Here is a 17,947-nt window from a genome sequence, read left to right on the forward strand (position 1 = left end):
TCAAGTATTGGCTTGTGCTTCAGGGTCCGCGCCGCGTTCGGACTCCCATTGCCAGGCCCGTTGCAGCAGATCGATCACCTCCTGATCCGAGGTTTGCTCGAAGTTCTGGTACCAGTACCCGATCGATACCAGCCACTCGGGAATGATCGGGCACACCAACTCGTTCACGTCGTCGCGCAATGCCTCCAGCGTCTCCAGCGGCGCCACCGGTACCGCCACCACCATGCGCGCCGGCCCGTGCCGGCGCACGGCCTGGATCGCGGCCATCATCGAGGCGCCGGTCGCCAGGCCATCATCCACCAGAATCACCACCTGATCCTTTAGTACGGGTGGCGCACGGTTCGCCCGGTAGGCCTGTTCACGACGCTGCAACTCCCGGGTTTCCCGGGCGACCACCGCATCGAAGGTGCCTTGCTCAATGTGGTTGGCACGCAACGCTTCTTGATTGACGATCTGAATGCCGCCACTGGCAATCGCGCCCATGGCGTACTCCTGATGGGTGGGCACCCCCAGCTTGCGGACCAGCATCAGGTCCAGCCGGACCTTGAGGGCCGTGGCGATTTCATAGGCGACCGGTACCCCGCCTCGTGGCAAGGCCAGGACAATCACGTCGGATCGTTGTGCGTATCTGAGCAGCGGTTCCACCAGGCGCTGGCCGGCGGCGGCACGGTCACGCAAGATGGTTTGAACTGAGGGGCTATGAGTCATTTGAACACCTCCTGACGCAATCAAGCGCCCACGCTCATCCAGATTCCTCCTCTGAAGTGTGGTTTTCCATGGCTATTTATCAAGCCCGGCGCACGGGGGGCGAGCGCAAACGTACCGCGGCATATGCCCCGGGCCCTTCCCCGACGGGAAAGTGGCCCTGAATCAACCCACTCAAGACCGGTCGGAGGTGTGCGCCGGGGCCTTGAACCACTGGTCGCGGGGCACGCGTTTTTCCTCGGACGGGTCGCCCAGATAGTGGGGCGACATGATCTGCACGTTGTACTCGTTGAACACATCCTGGATGTTGGCGTGCAGTTCGCTCAGCAGCACGGCGCGCGGACGAGGCTGGCTGGGGATGGCCTGGGCCACCAGGCGGTACTCGGGGTAGAAATCCGACAGCGCGGTCTGGAACACCTGGGGCGCGGGAACCTCCAGCACACCGTTGGTGCGCCTGGCGGCTTCCAGCAGCATGGCTTCCACTTGTCGCCAGGGGGTGTCGTAGCCGATGGTCACGGTGGTGTCGACCACGTAGCCGGGGCCCTGCACGGTGCGGGAGTAGTTCTTGGTCACGGTGTTGGTGATCATCGAGTTGGGGATGGTCAGCACTTCCCCCAGGCCCGTGCGGATCCGGGTGGTGAACATGCCCAGTTCGGTCACGGTGCCTTCATGGTCGCCGATGCGCACGAATTCGCCAGGGCGCAGGGTGCGGGTATAGGTCAGGATCAAGCCGGCGGCGGCCTGCCCGATCACGCTGCTGGCGCCCAGGGAAATCATCAGGCCGAGCAGTACCGACAGGCCCTTGAAGGCATCGGTGCCGGCGCCCGGCAGGTAGGGATACGCCATCGCCAGGGCGAACAGCCAGATCGCCAGGGAGGTCAGGCGCATGGTCGGTTGCAGGGTTTCGTGGTTCAGCCAGCTGAAGGTTCCGGGCGTTGCCATGCGCCGCCAGATCCGCTTGCTCAAACTGCTCGCGCCCCGGGCGATGAAGAAGATCGCCAGCGCCACACCCAGCCCCGGGATCGCGCCAATGATGCCTTCGAACAGGTAGCGGGCCACGTCCAGCAGGTAGTTGTTCAGGCGCTCGCCCCAGGGGCGGGTGTAGGGAAACCGCGAGAGCACGAACCCCAGCCATTCGTAGCTGAACAACAGCACCAGCACCCAGCGCACCAGCCAGAACAGCCGACCGACCAAAGGGTACAGGTAGTTGGCATCGATGATCTGCACGCGCCCCACTTTCAGGGCCGCGGTATGCCGTTGCATCAATTCGGGCAAGCGTTCGAGCAGCTTGCGACGCAGGTAAAACAGGCCCCAGAGCAGTGCGATATAGATACCGGTGGCAATGCCTACGGCGATCAAGGCCCTGAGTATCATGTCCAGGCTGCGGGCTTCCCGGGTCTCGGACACCACTTGGCGCAGATTCTGCGCCGCGCTCTCGGCCGCTTGCTGCACCGAGGCGAACCGCAGTGTATCGACGTCCTTGGGCGCGACGATAAAGGCCCGTTTGTTGCCCAGCAGCACCAGGTAGCTGTTCTGGATCGTGTCGAGACTGACATCCAGGTTCTCACCTTCGGCCAGCGCCTCGTTGATCACCACCCTCGCCCGGTAGACCCGTGCCTGCGGCGCCTCACCCAGCACGGTGGCGCGAAACACCATGATGCTGCGGTTGGCGACTTTCAGCTCCGCTGTCTGGGGCTCATCCGCCGCCCACAGCGCCACCGACCAGAACACCCCCAACGCCGCGAGCAACATAGCCAGCGCCCTGTTCCCCATGTTCCAGCTCCTTACGCCACCGGTTCCAGGGCGATATCCATAATGATCGTTATCCGGGTCATCCCCCTGACCGGACATGCAGCGCAGCTTAGTTCAGCGCCAAGGGCTTGTCAGATTCGCCCGCGAACTTTGCGAGGCAATCGAGTGTGTGACCGCTCAGTCCTGACGCAGCCACTCGATGAACGGTGCGAACAACTCCGACTGCGAGCTGATCCCACGCTTGAGATAGCGATATCAGACCACTCCATCAGACCGCCAGCACACTGCAGGACGCCTGGTACAGCACGTGTTCAGTGGTGCTGCCGATCAGTTTCTCAAGGCCCGATGACTGGTTCCTGCCCATCACGATCACGTCGACCTGATGCTGCTGGGCGAACTCGGCCAGCACCCTGACCGGACCGCCCTTGATGAAGTGGCGACGCTCCGAGGGCACGCTGAAATGGTTGGCGCTCCGTTGAAACGACCGCTCCAGATCCCGGCGCAACTGCAGTGTCAGCTCTCCCAGCATCAGCCCGCCTCCGCCTGCGTCCCCCAGGAAGTCCGCGCTGATGTCACAGGCCGCGAGCAGGTGCAGTTCGGCGTCGCACTGCAGTGCCAGGCGTTCAGCTTGCTGGATAATCCGCTCGTTGAGCTCGTTGCGCTGCGGCGAGTCGGTGGTGGTATCGATCGCTGCCACGATCTTGCGCGGCAAGGCATGCCCTTGCGCGCCTACCAGGTAGATCGGCACCGGACAGTGGCGCAACAAATGCCAATCCAGCGGGGTGAAAAACGTGCGTTTGAGCAACGACTCGTGCTGCACTTCCTTGATCAGCAGGTCGGGTTGCCACTCGGCGACGTGATCCAGAATGTCCCGCTCGAGGTCGTCGGACCATGCGGTTTCGGCCGTCACCTCGATCCCGCTGGCGCGCAGTCGTTGCGCCTGGTCATGCAGCCAATCGTCCTGGTCCTTCAGATAAGCGGCCCGCGCCGTGGCCCGGTCCCCCTCCTCGAGCAGGGCCAGAATGTGCAGCGACCTGACCAGCGCGACAATGTGCAAGGTTGCGCCACTGGCCGTGGCCACGGCACCGGCATGCGGGATCGCCGGAGACTGGCGCAGGGTCGGGTTGATGATCAATAACAAGCGTTGATACTGGCCCATGGTCTGACTCCTGAGTGACATATAGAAAGTATTGACCCAAGACGGCGCCTCCGACGCCTTTTTTCGTTGATCCGGATCAAGCGCATGCGTCATCGGCGCCCGGCGCTGCCCGATGAGGCATACCTGTCAAGAGCAGACGCAGAGCGTGGGAACGATCAATGAGCGTTCCCGCAGGGCAGAGTCAGTCAGGCATCCACGACCAATGGATACAACTGCTCGTCAAACTGCGCCAGCCGTGGAAATTCCAGCGGCTGCTCGTCTTCCAGGCGTTGCAGGCGCAGGCCGTAGTCAATCAGGAACGCCTGCCGTGCTTCATCGCTGATGTACGGCACATGCCAGGCGACAAACGGTTCCAACACGTCGAAACCCACGTAGGCCAGGGTGCCGCGCAGGATCGGCCGCAGCATGTCTTGCAACGGGCCGTGGATTGCCCCTTCGCCGAACATGTGCTCGCGGCCGCCCAGGGTCACGGTCACCAAGGCCTGCTTGCCGCTCAAGCCACCCTGGTCGTAGAACCGCTTGCCGCCGTAGCAGATGCCGGACACCAGCACCCGGTCGATCCAGCCCTTGAGCATGGCCGGGGCCGAGAACCAGAAGATCGGGAAGTTGAGGATCAACAGGTCAGCCCACAGCAGCTTGTCCAGTTCGGCCTGGATGTCCGCCGCCAGTGACTGGCTCTTCACCCCCAGGCGTTGCTCCAGGGCATACACCAGGTACTCCGGGTTTCCCCGGGAAGAAAAATCATTGCGACTGGCCACCGGGTTCCAGTCCATGGCGTACAGGTCGCTGACCTGAACCTCGTGGCCCTGGGCTTCGAGGGTGCTTACCGCCTGGTCACGCAAGGCCGCGGTGAAGGAATTTGGCTCGGGATGGGCGTGAACGATCAGTACTTTCATGGTGATTCCTTAGACGTTTGCCGCGTAGGGGGTGACTGCGGGGTTGTGCGAGAAGTCATCGGGACTCATATCTGGATCGCCTTGACTTCGACAAACTCGCCAAGCCCCTCTTCGCCCCATTCGCGGCCGTTGCCCGACTGTTTATAGCCGCCGAACGGCGCTTGATAGTTGAACGCCGCACCATTGAGGAAGCACTGCCCGGCCCGAAGCTGACGACCCAGTTGCAGCGCCCGCTGCGCACTGCCGGCCCAGACGCCGCTGGACAGGCCAAAGGGCGAATCATTGGCAAGCTGGATCGCGTGTTCCTCATCGCGGTAGGGAATCAGACACAGCACCGGACCGAAGATCTCTTCCTGGGCGATGCGCATGCGGTTGTCGACGTCGGCGAACAGGGTCGGGCTGACGTAGTAGCCGCGCTCGAACACCTGCGCCGTGTCACCGCCACACAACAGGCGCGCGCCTTCCTGCTGGCCGACACGGATGTAATCGAGCACGGTGCGTCGTTGCCCCGCCGAACACATGGGGCCAAGGAAGCTCCGCGGATCGAGGGGATCGCCCATCGTCAGGCCCAGGGTCTCTGCCCGCGCCAGCTCCACCGCCTCGGCATACCGACTGGCCGGCAACAGCATGCGGGTCAGCGCCGTGCAGGTCTGGCCGGAGTTGATCATCACGTCCTGCACGCCGTAGCGCACGGCGGCGGCCAGGTCGGCGTCCTCGGCAATCAGTAGCGGCGACTTGCCGCCCAGTTCCAGGCACACCCGTTTCACCGAAGGTGCCGCTGCCTGGGCCACACGCACGCCGGCACCGGTGGAGCCGGTGAATGACACCATGTCCACGTCCGGATGTTTGGCCAGTGCTTCGCCGACCTTGGAACCCGGACCGCTGACCAGGTTGAACACCCCGGCAGGCAGGCCGATGGCCTCGATCATCTGCGCCAGCAGGAAGGCGTGCAGCGGGGTTTCCTGGCTCGGCTTGACCACCACGGTGCAGCCGGCGGCCAACGCCGGGGCCAGCTTGCCGATCAGTTGATGCAGCGGGTAGTTCCATGGGTTGATGAAGGCACAGACGCCCACCGGTTCGCGGATCACCAGGGAGTTGCCGACCTCGCGGACCTCATCCATCAAGCCTGCCAGTTCGACATACTGCTCAAGCCCGGTGATGGGCCCGTCCACCTGCACCGAGCGGCACCATTGCACCGGCATCCCCAGTTCAGCGGTGATCACCCCGGCCATCTCGTCGGCCCGGGTACGCAGTTGCTCCGCCAGGGCGCGGATGTAGCCGGCACGCACGCTGGAAGGGGTCCGCGACCAGCTCGCAAAAGCCCGGCGCGCGGCGGCCACGGCGTGGTCTACGTCGCGCTCATCGCCCAGCGGCACGCTGCCGGCGACTTCTTCGGTGGCCGGGTTGATCACCTCGGCAATCCCCTGCCCTGACGGCGTTTGCCAACGACCATCGATAAACAGCGCCTGGTGTTCAAGCATGGACCTGAGCCTCCATCAATTCATTGGCGCAACGGGCGATGCGCTGGCAGGCATCGCGCAGGGGTTCGGCCCCCACCACCAGCCCGAGGCGGATATGCCCGGCCGCGCTGGGGCCAAAGGCTTCGCCGGCCAGTACCGAGACACCGTGACGATCCAGCAAGCGGTCGGCAAAGGCCTGGGCACTGAGCCCGGTGGAGCGGATATCGACCATCACGAACATCCCGCCGTCAGGCTTCAAGGCGCGCACGCCCGGGCAGTCGGCGAGCTGCTCGCAGACCAGGTCGCGCCGCTGGCGATAGGCCTCGCGCATCGCTTCCAGTTCCGGCAGGTTGCTTTGCAACGCCACCACGGCGGCGTCCTGGACAAAATCCGGTGAGCCGTAGAGCATGCACAAGGCGAGGTTTTCCAGGTGCGTGGCCAAGGCCGGCGGCGCCACCACCCAGCCGACGCGCCAGCCGGTCATGGCGTGGGACTTGGACAAGCTGTTGAGGGTCGCAGTGCGCTCGGCCATGCCCGGCAAGCTCGCCGGACTGACGTGCTCGCCTTCAAACAGCAATTCGCTGTAGACCTCATCGGAGATCAGCCACAGGTCGTGGGCAATGCACAGTTCGGCCAGCGCCTGCCAGGTGGTGCGCGGCAAGCTGGCACCCGAAGGGTTGTGCGGGCTGTTCAGCGCCAGGGCCCGGGTCCGAGGGGTGATGCGTGCCGCCACGTCTTCGGGCAAGACCCGAAAGCCGTTCTCGGAACGCACCGGCACCGGGATGACGACCGCGCCACAGGCACCGAACACCGCTTCATAGGTGACGTACATCGGCTCGGCGACAATCACCTCATCGCCCGGGTTGAGCACGCACTGGGCGACACTGAACAGCGCGCATTGCGCACCGGCCAGCACGGTGACCTGGTCCGCCGATACCGACTGGCCGCTACGCAGTTGGTGCCGTCTGGCAATGGCTTCACGCAAGGCGCGCTTGCCACGCACGTCGGCGTAGTGGGTGTTGCCGGTTAGCAGGCTGTCGATGGCCGCCTGCACGATGGGCACTGGCGTGTCGAAGTCCGGGTCGCCCACCGACAACAGCAGAATGTCTTCGCCCTGTTCCCGCAGCGCCAGTGCGCGGTAGTGGATATCCCAGGCGGCGGCGCCGTCCCCGGCGATACGTTGAGTCAGATCGGAAAAGCGCATGGCCCTATCCCCGCAAGTCAAAAGTGAAAATCAGTGAGCACAGGCGTGCTTGAGTTCGATCAGGGTCACGCCGTTACGCTGGAAGCCGTGGCGTAGATCGGTTTGCAGCTCGGCCAGGCTCTGCGGCTGGGTCACGGTGCAGCCGAACGCACGGCCCAGGGCGGCGAAATCCGGGTTGCGTGGCAGCACGCCGATCGGTTCGATGTCCAGCCCCAGCATGTCGTCGCGGATCTGCCCCAGTGCGTCGTTGTTCCACAGCAGCACCACCAGCGGGCTGTCCAGTTCCTCGACCGCGGTCGCCAGCTCCTGCGCGGTGTAGAGAAAGCCACCGTCACCCACCAACACCAGGCCCGGGCGCTGCGGTGCGCCGAACTTGGCGCCGATGCCGGCCGGCAAGCCATAGCCCAGGGTGCCGTAGCCCGTGGGGTGCAGCCAGCTGCGCGGTGCCCGGCTGTCGAAGGCGTAGTTGCCGGTATAGGCCAGCTGGGTCATGTCGGTGCTGATGAAGGCGTCGTCCGGCAGTTCGGCGGCGATACGTTGCAAAATCGCCTGGTGAATCGACTGCAACGGACCATGGCCGGCTTTCACCGCTTCGCGCAGTGTTGTGACCGAGGCAATTGCCGCGCTGGCGTCGCGCACATCCGGTGACAGGCGCTCAAGTAATCCACTGAGGGTCTGTTGCGCGTCGCCGTGCAACGCCACGGCGCACGGATAGAAGTCGTTGAACTTGCGCGGGTCGATGTCTACCCGCAGTAGCTCGGCATTGAGCGGCAGGCGTTCGCGCCAGAAATCGGTGTCGGCCATTTCCGTGCCGACCGCCAGCACTACATCGGCCTCGGCGATCAGGTTCCAGCCCGGCTCCACGCACAGCACCGAACCGGCATTGAGCGGGGCGTCCGGTGGCAGCAGACCTTTGCCGGCGACACTGGTAAATAGCGGCGCGGCCAGTCGGGTGCTGAGTTCCTGCAACTGCGGCGCTGCACTCAAGGCGCCACCACCGGCGATGATCATCGGCCGTTTGGCGCCGTGCAGCTTGGCCACTGCCGCGTCCAGCACAGTGGCAGCCGGTAGGCCGCGCCCCGGACGACGCACCACCTCGTTGCTCCAGTCGCGGGCGACCGGCGCCGACAACACGTCCAGTGGCACCGAGATGTGCACCGGCCGTGGCCGTTCGCTGTCGAACACCGCATAGGCACGGGCGATCAGCCCGGGCAGGTCTTCGGTGCTCAGGGCCACGGCCGAGAACGCCGTGATCGGCGCGGTCATGGCGCGCTGGTCCTGGGTTTCGTGCAGGCAGCCCCAGCCCTTGCCGAGGCTGGCGGTGTGGTTGACGCTGGAAATCACCAGCATCGGGATCGAGTCGGCATAGGCCTGGCCGATACCGGTGGCGGCATTGGTCACACCGGGGCCGGTGATGATGAAGCACACGCCCGGCTTGCCGCTGACCCGTGCATAGCCGTCGGCCATGAAGCTGGCGCCCTGTTCATGGCGGGTCAGCACATGACGGATACCGCTGCCGGGCAAGCCGCGGTACAGCTCCAGGGTATGCACCCCGGGAATGCCGAACACGGTGTCGACACCGTAGTTGGCCAGCAGGCGAACCAGGGCCTGGCCGCCAGTCAAGTTAAGGGTTTGCATCGTCACGTCCTCACGCATGGCCGAGGCGAATCAACGCGTCGACCGCAGTCGTGCCCTGGGCACCGACCATCAATGGGTTCACATCCAGTTCCAGCAACTGCCCGGCGTTTTCGCAGGCGTAGTCGGCCACGGCACGGATCGCCGCCACCAACGCGTCGAGGTCCGCCGTCTCGCGACCGCGAAAGCCCTGGAGCAAGGCGGCGCTGCGCAGACTCGACACCGCATTGCGAATGGCGCCATCGGTGGTGGGCAACAGCAGGCTGCGGCTGTCCTTGAGCAACTCCACCAGAATGCCGCCGGCGCCAATCACCAGGGCCAGGCAGAAATCCTTTTCGCGCTTGATGCCGACGATCAGCTCGGCCAGCGGCGGCATGGCCATGGGTTCCAGCAGCAGTTGATCGAAGGGCACGCCCGGCGCGTAATCGCCGATGCTCGCGCGCATTTTTTCCAGTGCGGCACTCAAGGCCACGCCATCCTTGAGGTTCAGCGCCACGGCGCCGGCTTCGGTCTTGTGGGGCAACTGTGCGCTGACGGCCTTGAGCACCAAGGGATAACCCAGTGCCTCGGCGTCGTTGAGTGCTGTGTCCGGGGTACTCAGTACTCCGTTGGGCGTCGGCAGGCCGAACTGGCGCAAGGCCTGCTTGGCGTCCCACTCATTGAGCACTCGGCCCTCACCGGCAAGCGCCCGGGGGCAGAGCGGCACCAGCGCCGACTCACCGAGGGCCAGCAACGCCCGGCGATTGCGCTGATAGCCGGCGATACGACCCCACGCCGCCAGCCCGTCTTCCACGCCTTGCAACGCCGCCACGCCCTGGGCATGCAAGCGCTCACGGGCGCTGGCCGGCAGCAGTTCAGGAAAGGCCGAGGTGACAAAGCCCGTCTTGCCATGGCGCACCAGCGCCGCGCAATACAGCTCCAGCAGCAGGTCGCACTCCTTGCGCTCGCCGGTGGACTCCGACGGGTAGTCAAGCACCAGCATCGCCGCATCGGCTTCGGTGCCCAGGGCACTGTCGAGCATGCGGTTCAAGGCATCGCCATCGCCCCAGATCGCGGTGGTGAAATCCAGTGGGTTGACCAAGTTGGCATAGCTGGGCAGCACCTGTGCCAACGCTGCGCGCTGGCGTTCATCGAGCTTGGGCAGGCTCAGGTCGTTGCGTTCGGCGTAGTCGGCGATCAACCCGGCATCGCCGCCGGAGCAGGCCAGCGCGATCAGGCTGTTGCCCGCCGGCAGGTTGCCGCACGCGGCGGCCTTCAGGGTTTCGACAAAACTCACCGGGCCGCTGACGCGGATCACCCCGAGACGATCAAACAGCGCGTCGTACAACGCATCGGAGCCGGACAGCGAACTGGTGTGACTCAGGGCCAGTTCGGCGCCGATCTGCGAGACCCCGGTTTTCAGGGCGATGATCGGAATGCCCTTCTCCAGCGCCTTGTGCGCGGCGCGGGCGAAACCCGGAACATTCTTCAGGCCCTCGAGGTGCAAGCCGATGGCGGTGACGCGTGGCTCGTCGAGCAGCACGTCCATCAATTCGGCGACCCCCAGTTGTGCCTGGTTGCCGACCGATGCCATGTAGGCCACCGGCAGCGAGCGATCACTCATGGACAGGTTGTAGGCAAAGTTGCCGCTTTGGGTCAGCACCGCCACGCCCTTCGCCACCACCTGGCCGCCATGGGCCACCGGCCACAGCGCCGAGCTGTGCAGGTAGTCGAGCACGCCGTAGCAGTTGGGGCCGAGCAAGGCCATGTTGCCCGCGGCCTCGAGCAGTTGCTGTTGTAGGGCCTGGCCTTCGGCGCCGGTTTCGGCAAAGCCCGAGGCATAGCAAATCACGCCGCCCGCGCCGATGGCGGCCAGTTCGGCGACACAGGTCAGGGTCAACTCACGGTTGGTGGCGATGAACACCGCGTCCGGGCCGCACGGCAGCTCGGCGATGCTGCGCACACAGGGCACGTCTTCCAGGCTGTCATGCTGCGGGTTGACCAGCCACATTTGCCCACGGTAGCCACCGTCGGCGCAGCGCTTGAGGGCGCGGGCCATGCTGCGGCCACCGACAAAGGCCAGGTGGCGCGGCGCGAGCAGGCGCTTGAGGTTGTCACGTATAGTCTGGGACATGGGGGTTCTCCAGGCCGATCAGCGCAGCAAGGGCCGCAGCAGTTCACGGGAAATGATGTGGCGCTGGATTTCCGAGGTGCCTTCCCAGATCCGCTCGATCCGCGCGTTACGCCAGATGCGCTCCACCGGACCTTCGTCCATCAGGCCCATGCCGCCGAAAATCTGCACCGCCTCGTCGGCCACGCGGCCCAGCACTTCACTGGCGAACAGCTTGGCCATGCCGGCCTCGCCATCGGTCATGGTGCCCTGGTCCATTTTCCACGCAGTGTGCAGGGTCAGCAGCTCGGCCGCGCGAATCTGCGTGGCCATGTCCGCCAGCTTGAACGACACCCCCTGATAGGTGCCGATGGGTTGGCCGAACTGCTTGCGATCCGCTGCCCACTGCAGCGACACATCCAGTGCGCGCTGGGCCTGGCCGACGCAATTGGCCGCCACCATCACGCGCCCGGCAGTGAGCCAGGCGTTGGCCACGTCCCAGCCCTTGCCGACTTCGCCCAACACCTTGGAGGCCGGCACGCGGCAGTCGTCAAAGAACATTTCGTAGGTGTGGTAACCCCTGTTGCTCACGCACTTGGGGCCACGACGGATCGTCATGCCCGGGGTGTCGCGGTCCACCAGGAACGATGTCACGGCGTTGCGTTTGCGACCGTTGTGTTCGTAGGTGTCGGTCACGGCGAAGACGATGGCGAAATCGGCGTGGCCCGCGTGGCTGATGAAGTGCTTGCTGCCATTGAGCACGAAGTCGTCGCCATCGCGCACGGCGCGGGTCTTGATTGCATTGGCATCGGAACCGGCACCCGGCTCGGTGAGGGCGAAGCAGTCGATCTTCTCACCCTGGATGCACGGCAACAGGTAGTCGTTGATTTGCTGGCCGGTACAGGCCATGAGAATTTTTGACGGGCGGGCGACAAACACATGCAGTGCCCAGGACACCTTGGACAGCTCACGCTCGATCAGCGCCTGGGACAGGTAATCCAGGCCACCACCGCCCACTTCTTCCGGCATGTTGAAGGCATAGAACCCGGCGGCGATCGCCTTGCCGCGAATCTGCGCCGCCAGTTCCGGGGAGACTTCGTCGGCACGATCCACCGCTTCCTCATGGGGCAGCAGTTCCTTGGCGACGAAACTGCGTACCGCGTCCACCAACATTTCTTGTTCTTGGGTCAGTTGGAAATTCATGGAGCTACCTGTTGTTCGTTTACGGATAGAGAGGTGTGCGAGGCAATGGCGGCCCAGGTCTCAGCGACCGATAAAGCGCGCCGGACGTTTTTCCATGGCGGCGCGCAGGGCTTCGTTGCCGTCTTCACTGCGACCGCAGAGCAAGCCGGCCGCGAGCTCCGCTTGCAGTTGCTCCGCCAGGCTGCGATCAGCGCCTTCACGTATGAGCTGCTTGGTTTGGGTAAAGGCGAACGTCGGGCCATTGGCCAGGCGCGCGGCCAGTTCGCTGGCGACACTGAGCAACTGCTCGTCGGCGCAGACTTCGCTCACCAGCCCGGCAGCCAGGGCACGGTCGGCACCCCACAATTCGTCCAGGAACAACAGGCGCTTGGCCTGTTCGCTGCCGATCAAGCGTGGCAAGTGCCAGCTGGCACCGGCGTCCGGCGAGTAGGCCATGCTGGTGTAGCCGGCCTTGAAGCGCGCCGATTGCCCGGCGATGCGCAAGTCGCAGCACAGGGTCAGGTCCATCCCGGCGCCGACGGCGGTGCCATTGATCGCGGCGATGGTCGGTTTTTCCAGGCTGTACAAGCGGGTCATCAGGGCATGGGCGGTTTGCGTCCAACCGTAGCTTTCCAGCGCACCCCGGGCTTCGGCGGCGGCCCATTCGTCGAGGTCGGCGCCGGCACAGAAACTGCGGCCACTGCCGGTCAGTACCACGACCCGGACCGCGGGATCGGCGTTGTAGCCGTCGAGCAACGTGTGAATGGCTTTGAGCGTCGGGATGTCCAGTGCATTGCGCTGGGCCGGGCGATTGAGGGTGATCCAGGCAACGCCTGCTTCGACCTGGTCGAGCAGAGAAGAATGAGTAGTCATGCGAGTCCTCGGATGGTTGTGGTTGGCATGAGGTGAGGCGACTTGCGGCCATACTAAACGAGTGTTCAGCAAGGCGGCAATTGGTCGAAAAAGTCCCTGTAACAGGGATGAAAATTTCTTATCTATCTGTATTTAAAGGAATATTTTTTGATATTCGGTATGGCGAGGATTGTGCTGTTACAACTTCGCACAACTGACGACACGACAAGCAATGAACGATCAAAAAACCTGTGGAAGCGGGTTTGTCCGCGAAGGGGCCATCAGCTTCAACATCCCTGTTGACTGACACTCCGCCATCGCGGGCAAGCCCGTTCCCACATGGATACGGCGCGTTGTTACGCCGTCGGCAGCGTCGGCGCCAGTACCCCTTGGCGCTTGCGATGGACCAGGAAGTACGCGCCATAACACAGGGCGATAAAGCCGAAGCCCCAGTACAGTGATGGGCGCTGGGTTTCATCCAGGGCCAGGAACACGAACAGTGAGCAGCACAGGCCGATGCACAGCAGCGGCAGCACCGGGAACCACGGGGCACGGTACTTCAGGTCGCTGAGTTTGCCGCCATCGCGCAGGTAGGCTTTGCGGAATTTGTACTGCGCCAGGGCGATGACGATCCAGGTCACTGTGCCCGACATGCCGCTCACCGCCATCAGCACCATGAACAAGGTGTCGGCGGCCACGAAACTGGTCATCAGCGATACCAGGGCGAAGCACAGGGTGATGCTCAGCGCTCGTAACGGCACGCCACGCTTGCTCAACGGCGACAGGCTCTTGGGCGCCATGCCGGTTTTCGACATCGCCCACAGGATGCGGGTCGAGGCGTACAGGCCGGAGTTACCGACGGAGAGGATCGCCGTCAGGATCACGAAGTTCATCAGGTCAGCGGCATAGGGAATACCGACCATGTCGAACACCTGCACGAACGGGCTTTCCATCAGGCCCGCCTGCTGCCATGGCACGATGGCCGACAGCACCACGATCGCCAGCACGTAGAAAATCAGCACGCGGAATACCACGTTGCGCACGGCACGGGGAATGCTCTTTTCCGGCTGGTCGGTTTCACCGGCCGCCACCCCCATGATCTCGCAGCCCTGGAACGCATAGACCACGGTCATCATCACCGCGAACACCGCTGACAGGTCATTGGGGAACAGCGAGTCGCCAATCAGGTTGCTCGTCATCGGTGCCGGTGCGCCACTGGTCAACGGGATAGCGCCGAAAATCACCAGCACGCCCACCACGATGAAACCGAGAATCGCCGCCACCTTGATCCCCGAGAACCAGTATTCGGCTTCACCGAAGGCACGGGTCGCCAGGGCATTGAGGCCGAACAGCACCACCACGAACAGCGCCGACCAGTACCAGATCGGCACGTCCGGGAACCAGCGCACCATCAGCATGCCGGCCGCGGTGAACTCCAGGCCCACGGTGGTGGCCCAGCTCATCCAGTACACCCAGCCGATCATGAAGCCGGTGGCCGGACCGATGAATTTGGTGGCGTGGGTCTGGAACGAACCCGATACCGGCATCTGTACCGACAGTTCGCCCAGGCAGACCATCACCAGATACATCAAGAAACCGGCCACCAGGTACGCCAGGATCGCCCCCACCGGGCCGCCCTGGTTGATGGTCACGCCCGAGCCCATGAACAGCCCGGTGCCGATCACGCCGCCCAGCGACAGCATGAAAATGTGCCGGCTTTTCAGGGCGCGGGTCAGGTGAATGCCTGTGCGTTCGATAGATTCGCTCATGTCGGCACCTCAGCGGTCAGTGAGAGGCGCGGCGCACGACAGGAGGTCATGGCGCAAGGAAGGATCAGCTTTACGGCAGTTCATTATTATTATCTCCAATAAGCTTCGAAGACCGCGCTTGCAGCGGTTGAGTCGATTATTGGAAAGCCATGTAAGTTCGCGTTGACCGTAAGGATCGAAGTTGTAGAAAGTCGTAACAATCTTGTACGTCAGCTCTGCAACAGGCCTTCGAGCGTCTGGAGCGAACACTGCAACTGCTCATCGACCCGGGGAGACAACGCCTGGATCGCCGATTCATCGTTGGCCAGTGCCGCCTCCTCCAATGCCCGCAGCACCGTGGCCAAGGCACGGAACCCCAGTGAGTCGCTGCTGCCGGCCAGGCGGTGGGCCAGGTGAGCGACTTCGGTACAGTCGTCAGCCCCGATGGCTTCGCTCAGTGCTTGGCGATGTTGAGTGATCGATTCACGCAGTATGGCCAGCAACCCCTGGACCTTCTGCTCGCCCAGCAAGGTGCGGTGGGTGTGCAGCAACGGCCAGTCCATGGCTTCGTCATCCTGCTCGGGTTCGGCTGCTGGCGCCTGACCGGCCAGGGCCTGGCGCAGGCTGTCGAGTTTCAGGGGCTTGGCCAGGATGCCGTCCATGCCGGCATCCAGGTAACCGCGCACCAGTGCCGGCTGCACGCTGGCGGTCAGGGCGAAAATCCGCGCGTGACGGTTCGGGCCGGCGCTGCCACGGATCTGTCTGCACAACTCCACACCACTGATCCCCGGCAGGTGCACGTCCAGCAGGATCAAGTCAAAGGCCTGTCCGGCGCATTGCGTCAGCGCCTGTTGGCCCTCTTCGGCGAGCCAGACTTGGTGCCCGTCCCGTTGCAGCAAGCCGCTGACCACTTCACGATTGAGCGCCACATCTTCGACCACCAGAATCTTCAGTGGCTGCGTCGGCGCATGGCTGACCACGGCATCGACACCGGCACTCGCCGGCTGCAACGTCAGCTCGAACCAGAAACAACTGCCGCGCCCGGGTTGACTGTCGACGCCAATGACCCCGCCCATCTTTTCCACCAGATGTTTACAGATGGCCAGGCCCAGCCCGGTGCCACCGAAGCGTTGCGCCACCTCTTCACTGGCTTGGGTGAAGCGCTCGAAAATTTTCGCCTGCATGGCCGGGGCAATCCCGATGCCATTGTCCGTGACGCTGACCCGCAGGCGTTGCCCGATCCGGTCGGGGGCTTGCGCCAGTTGCAGCACGACCACGCTGACCTGTCCGCCTTCGGTGAACTTGATCGCGTTGGCCAGCAGATTGCTCAGTACCTGACGCAAGAACTGCTCGGCGCCGTGGTGTCGCGGCTCCACCAACGGATCAATCAGGCAGTGCAGCGTGGTGTCGTTGGCCAACGCCCGGGGTTCCAGCAGGGTCAGTACCTCGTCAAGCAACTGGCGAACCGAGAAGTCCACCCGTTCCAGGGGGCTTTCGCCCTCCTCCAGCCTGGCGAAATACAGCACTTCATTGAGGATGGTGAGCAACCCTTCACCGGCCTTGTACAGAGCGTCCAGGCGCTTGCTGTCGCGTGCGTCCAGGTCGGCGCCACGCAGCAGTTGCGCCATGCCGAGGATGCCATTGAGTGGTGTGCGCAACTCGTGGCTCATGGTCGCCAGGAACCGCGACTTGGCGAGGTTGGCCGCCTCGGCCTCGTCCTTGGCGCGCATCAGGCTGGCGGTGCGCCGTTCGACCATGCGCAGCAGTTCATCCCGATTGTCCTGCAGGGCCAGGCGGTCGGATTCGCGCCGGTCAATGTCACTGAGGATCGCCCGGCGCATGTCGTCCAGGGCATGGGCCACGGTGTCGATTTCGTCCGGCGCGGCGCTACAGCTCTTGTCCAGGTGCAGCGGCTCGTGCCATTCGCCCGCGGCGATGCGGCGAGCGAACCCGGCCATCACTTGCAAGTGGCGGGTGACCAACCGGTAGAACAAGCCGGACAGCGCCACCGCCAGGCCGCACAGGAACACGCTCATCCACAGCAGGCTGGTCAAGCCGGTGGCATACAGCCGTTGATACACCGCCCCCAGGTCGGTACTGACCTCCAGTTCGCCCAGATGCCGCCGGGGCCCCGACGGTGGTTGGTAATCCAGTTCGAAACGCTCGATACGCAATGGCCCGACCGGGGCCGGGTTGCCTTGCAACAGGTCGAAGTCGGGACTGCTCAGGCGTACCCGCGCCACATCGGAGAAATCCACCAGGCCGCGTAATTGCACGTTCAACTGTTCCTGGTTCAGGTCCCACAGGCTGCGTTCAAGACTGGCCAGGTAGCCGGCGCGAATCAGCTCCATGCGCGAATCGATGTCGCGCATTTCCCGGCGGTACTCGATGTACAGCTGCACGGTGCTGGCAAGCACGGTAAAGCATAGGCTGAACAATAGAATGAACAGCAACAGGCGCCGCAACAGTCCACCGGGCCGAGCGCGAATCATGGCGCATTCGCCGGCAGGTTGACCATGTCGCGGTAGGTGACTTCGCTTTCGTTGAGCCAGCGCTCGATATCCCCTGCGTCCACCATGCGCTGCAACTGCGCATTGATCTGCGGCATACGGCTGGCCAGCGGTGAACGGCGCGAGACCGCGACCCGCAGGTAGTCCACGCTCAAGGCGTTGGGCAAGGCGACGATGTCTTGCGCTCCCGGCAGGTGCTCTACATACAGCTGCCCGGTGCGACGTTCCTGGGTGATGAAATCGATGCGCCCACGAATCAGCTTGCCGAAGTTCTGCCCGCTGTCGGAGACCCATTCGATGTTGTTGTGCCGGGCCACCATTTGGTCGAAATCCACACCATAGCTTTCACCGAACAACAGGCCGCCACGGTAGCGGGCCAGGTCTTCCAGCCGTTCGAACTTGACCGGGTGCTGACGATTGATGAACAACGCGACCTCCTCGCGCAACACCGGCACCGAGGAAAACAGCATGCTTTGCTCGCGTTGCGCGGTGCTGTAGGCCAGCACCACATCAACCCGGCCTTCGGCGGCGTCCAGCAGGCAGCGCTTCCAGTTGCCCAGCACCACGATCTCGACGTCGTAACCCAGCTGGCCGAACAGGTGCTTCACCACGCTCGGTGCCAGGCCGCGCACCTGCTTGCCGTCACTCCAGGAGATCGGCGGATAGACCGGGTAATCGCAGTAGCGCACTTTCTCGGCGGCCAGCGCGCTGCCGGCGACCAGCGCCAGCAGCAACCCGAGCAACCGCCCCATGGG

General features: G+C 64.0%; 13 protein-coding genes. All 13 read right to left on the minus strand.

Annotated features, from left to right (window positions below; genetic code table 11):
* The 13 genes from CKW25_RS00345 to CKW25_RS00405 all read right to left on the minus strand — a co-directional run bounded on the left by CKW25_RS00345 (window position 1) and on the right by CKW25_RS00405 (window position 17,944).
* On the minus strand, window positions 1-708 hold the full coding sequence (locus tag CKW25_RS00345; RefSeq protein ID WP_095077049.1) for a phosphoribosyltransferase: 708 nt from the start codon (window positions 706-708) through the stop codon (window positions 1-3).
* 171 nt (window positions 709-879) lie between these two features.
* Window positions 880-2,478 carry a mechanosensitive ion channel family protein gene (locus CKW25_RS00350; RefSeq protein WP_095077050.1) on the minus strand — a complete coding sequence of 533 codons (1,599 nt, stop codon included), beginning with the start codon at window positions 2,476-2,478 and terminating at the stop codon, window positions 880-882.
* A gap of 247 nt (window positions 2,479-2,725) precedes the next feature.
* Window positions 2,726-3,616: a universal stress protein gene (locus CKW25_RS00355; RefSeq protein ID WP_095077051.1), complete on the minus strand. Its 891-nt coding sequence runs from the start codon at window positions 3,614-3,616 to the stop codon at window positions 2,726-2,728.
* A gap of 185 nt (window positions 3,617-3,801) precedes the next feature.
* Window positions 3,802-4,512 carry an NAD(P)H-dependent oxidoreductase gene (locus CKW25_RS00360; RefSeq protein ID WP_095077052.1) on the minus strand — a complete coding sequence of 237 codons (711 nt, stop codon included), beginning with the start codon at window positions 4,510-4,512 and terminating at the stop codon, window positions 3,802-3,804.
* Window positions 4,513-4,577: 65 nt separating this feature from the next.
* Window positions 4,578-5,993 carry an aldehyde dehydrogenase family protein gene (locus CKW25_RS00365; protein WP_095077053.1) on the minus strand — a complete coding sequence of 472 codons (1,416 nt, stop codon included), beginning with the start codon at window positions 5,991-5,993 and terminating at the stop codon, window positions 4,578-4,580.
* Complete coding sequence (locus CKW25_RS00370) at window positions 5,986-7,176, minus strand: pyridoxal phosphate-dependent aminotransferase (protein ID WP_095077054.1); 1,191 nt, start codon at window positions 7,174-7,176, stop codon at window positions 5,986-5,988. The genes CKW25_RS00365 and CKW25_RS00370 overlap by 8 nt, the downstream gene beginning before the upstream one ends.
* 30 nt (window positions 7,177-7,206) lie before the next feature.
* Complete coding sequence (locus tag CKW25_RS00375) at window positions 7,207-8,814, minus strand: 5-guanidino-2-oxopentanoate decarboxylase (RefSeq protein ID WP_095077350.1); 1,608 nt, start codon at window positions 8,812-8,814, stop codon at window positions 7,207-7,209.
* 10 nt (window positions 8,815-8,824) lie between these two features.
* Entirely contained in the window at window positions 8,825-10,924 is a 2,100-nt protein-coding gene (locus tag CKW25_RS00380; protein ID WP_095077055.1) for an acetate--CoA ligase family protein, read from the minus strand.
* Window positions 10,925-10,942: 18 nt separating this feature from the next.
* Window positions 10,943-12,103 carry an acyl-CoA dehydrogenase family protein gene (locus tag CKW25_RS00385; protein WP_095077056.1) on the minus strand — a complete coding sequence of 387 codons (1,161 nt, stop codon included), beginning with the start codon at window positions 12,101-12,103 and terminating at the stop codon, window positions 10,943-10,945.
* Window positions 12,104-12,163: 60 nt separating this feature from the next.
* Window positions 12,164-12,955 carry an enoyl-CoA hydratase/isomerase family protein gene (locus CKW25_RS00390; RefSeq protein WP_095077057.1) on the minus strand — a complete coding sequence of 264 codons (792 nt, stop codon included), beginning with the start codon at window positions 12,953-12,955 and terminating at the stop codon, window positions 12,164-12,166.
* A 335-nt stretch (window positions 12,956-13,290) separates the two neighbouring features.
* A complete protein-coding gene (locus CKW25_RS00395; RefSeq protein ID WP_095077058.1) occupies window positions 13,291-14,703 on the minus strand; it encodes an amino acid permease in 1,413 nt (470 codons plus the stop codon).
* Between the two features lie 209 nt (window positions 14,704-14,912).
* Window positions 14,913-17,174, minus strand: coding sequence for an ATP-binding protein (locus CKW25_RS00400; protein WP_095077059.1), 2,262 nt, complete (start codon window positions 17,172-17,174; stop codon window positions 14,913-14,915).
* Window positions 17,171-17,944 (minus strand): ABC transporter substrate-binding protein, encoded by a 774-nt coding sequence (locus CKW25_RS00405; RefSeq protein ID WP_095077060.1) that lies wholly within the window; start codon window positions 17,942-17,944, stop codon window positions 17,171-17,173. The genes CKW25_RS00400 and CKW25_RS00405 overlap by 4 nt, the downstream gene beginning before the upstream one ends.
* Between the last annotated feature and the right edge of the window lie 3 nt (window positions 17,945-17,947).

Source organism: Pseudomonas sp. Irchel s3h17 (genome assembly GCF_900187505.1).
GTDB lineage: Bacteria > Pseudomonadota > Gammaproteobacteria > Pseudomonadales > Pseudomonadaceae > Aquipseudomonas.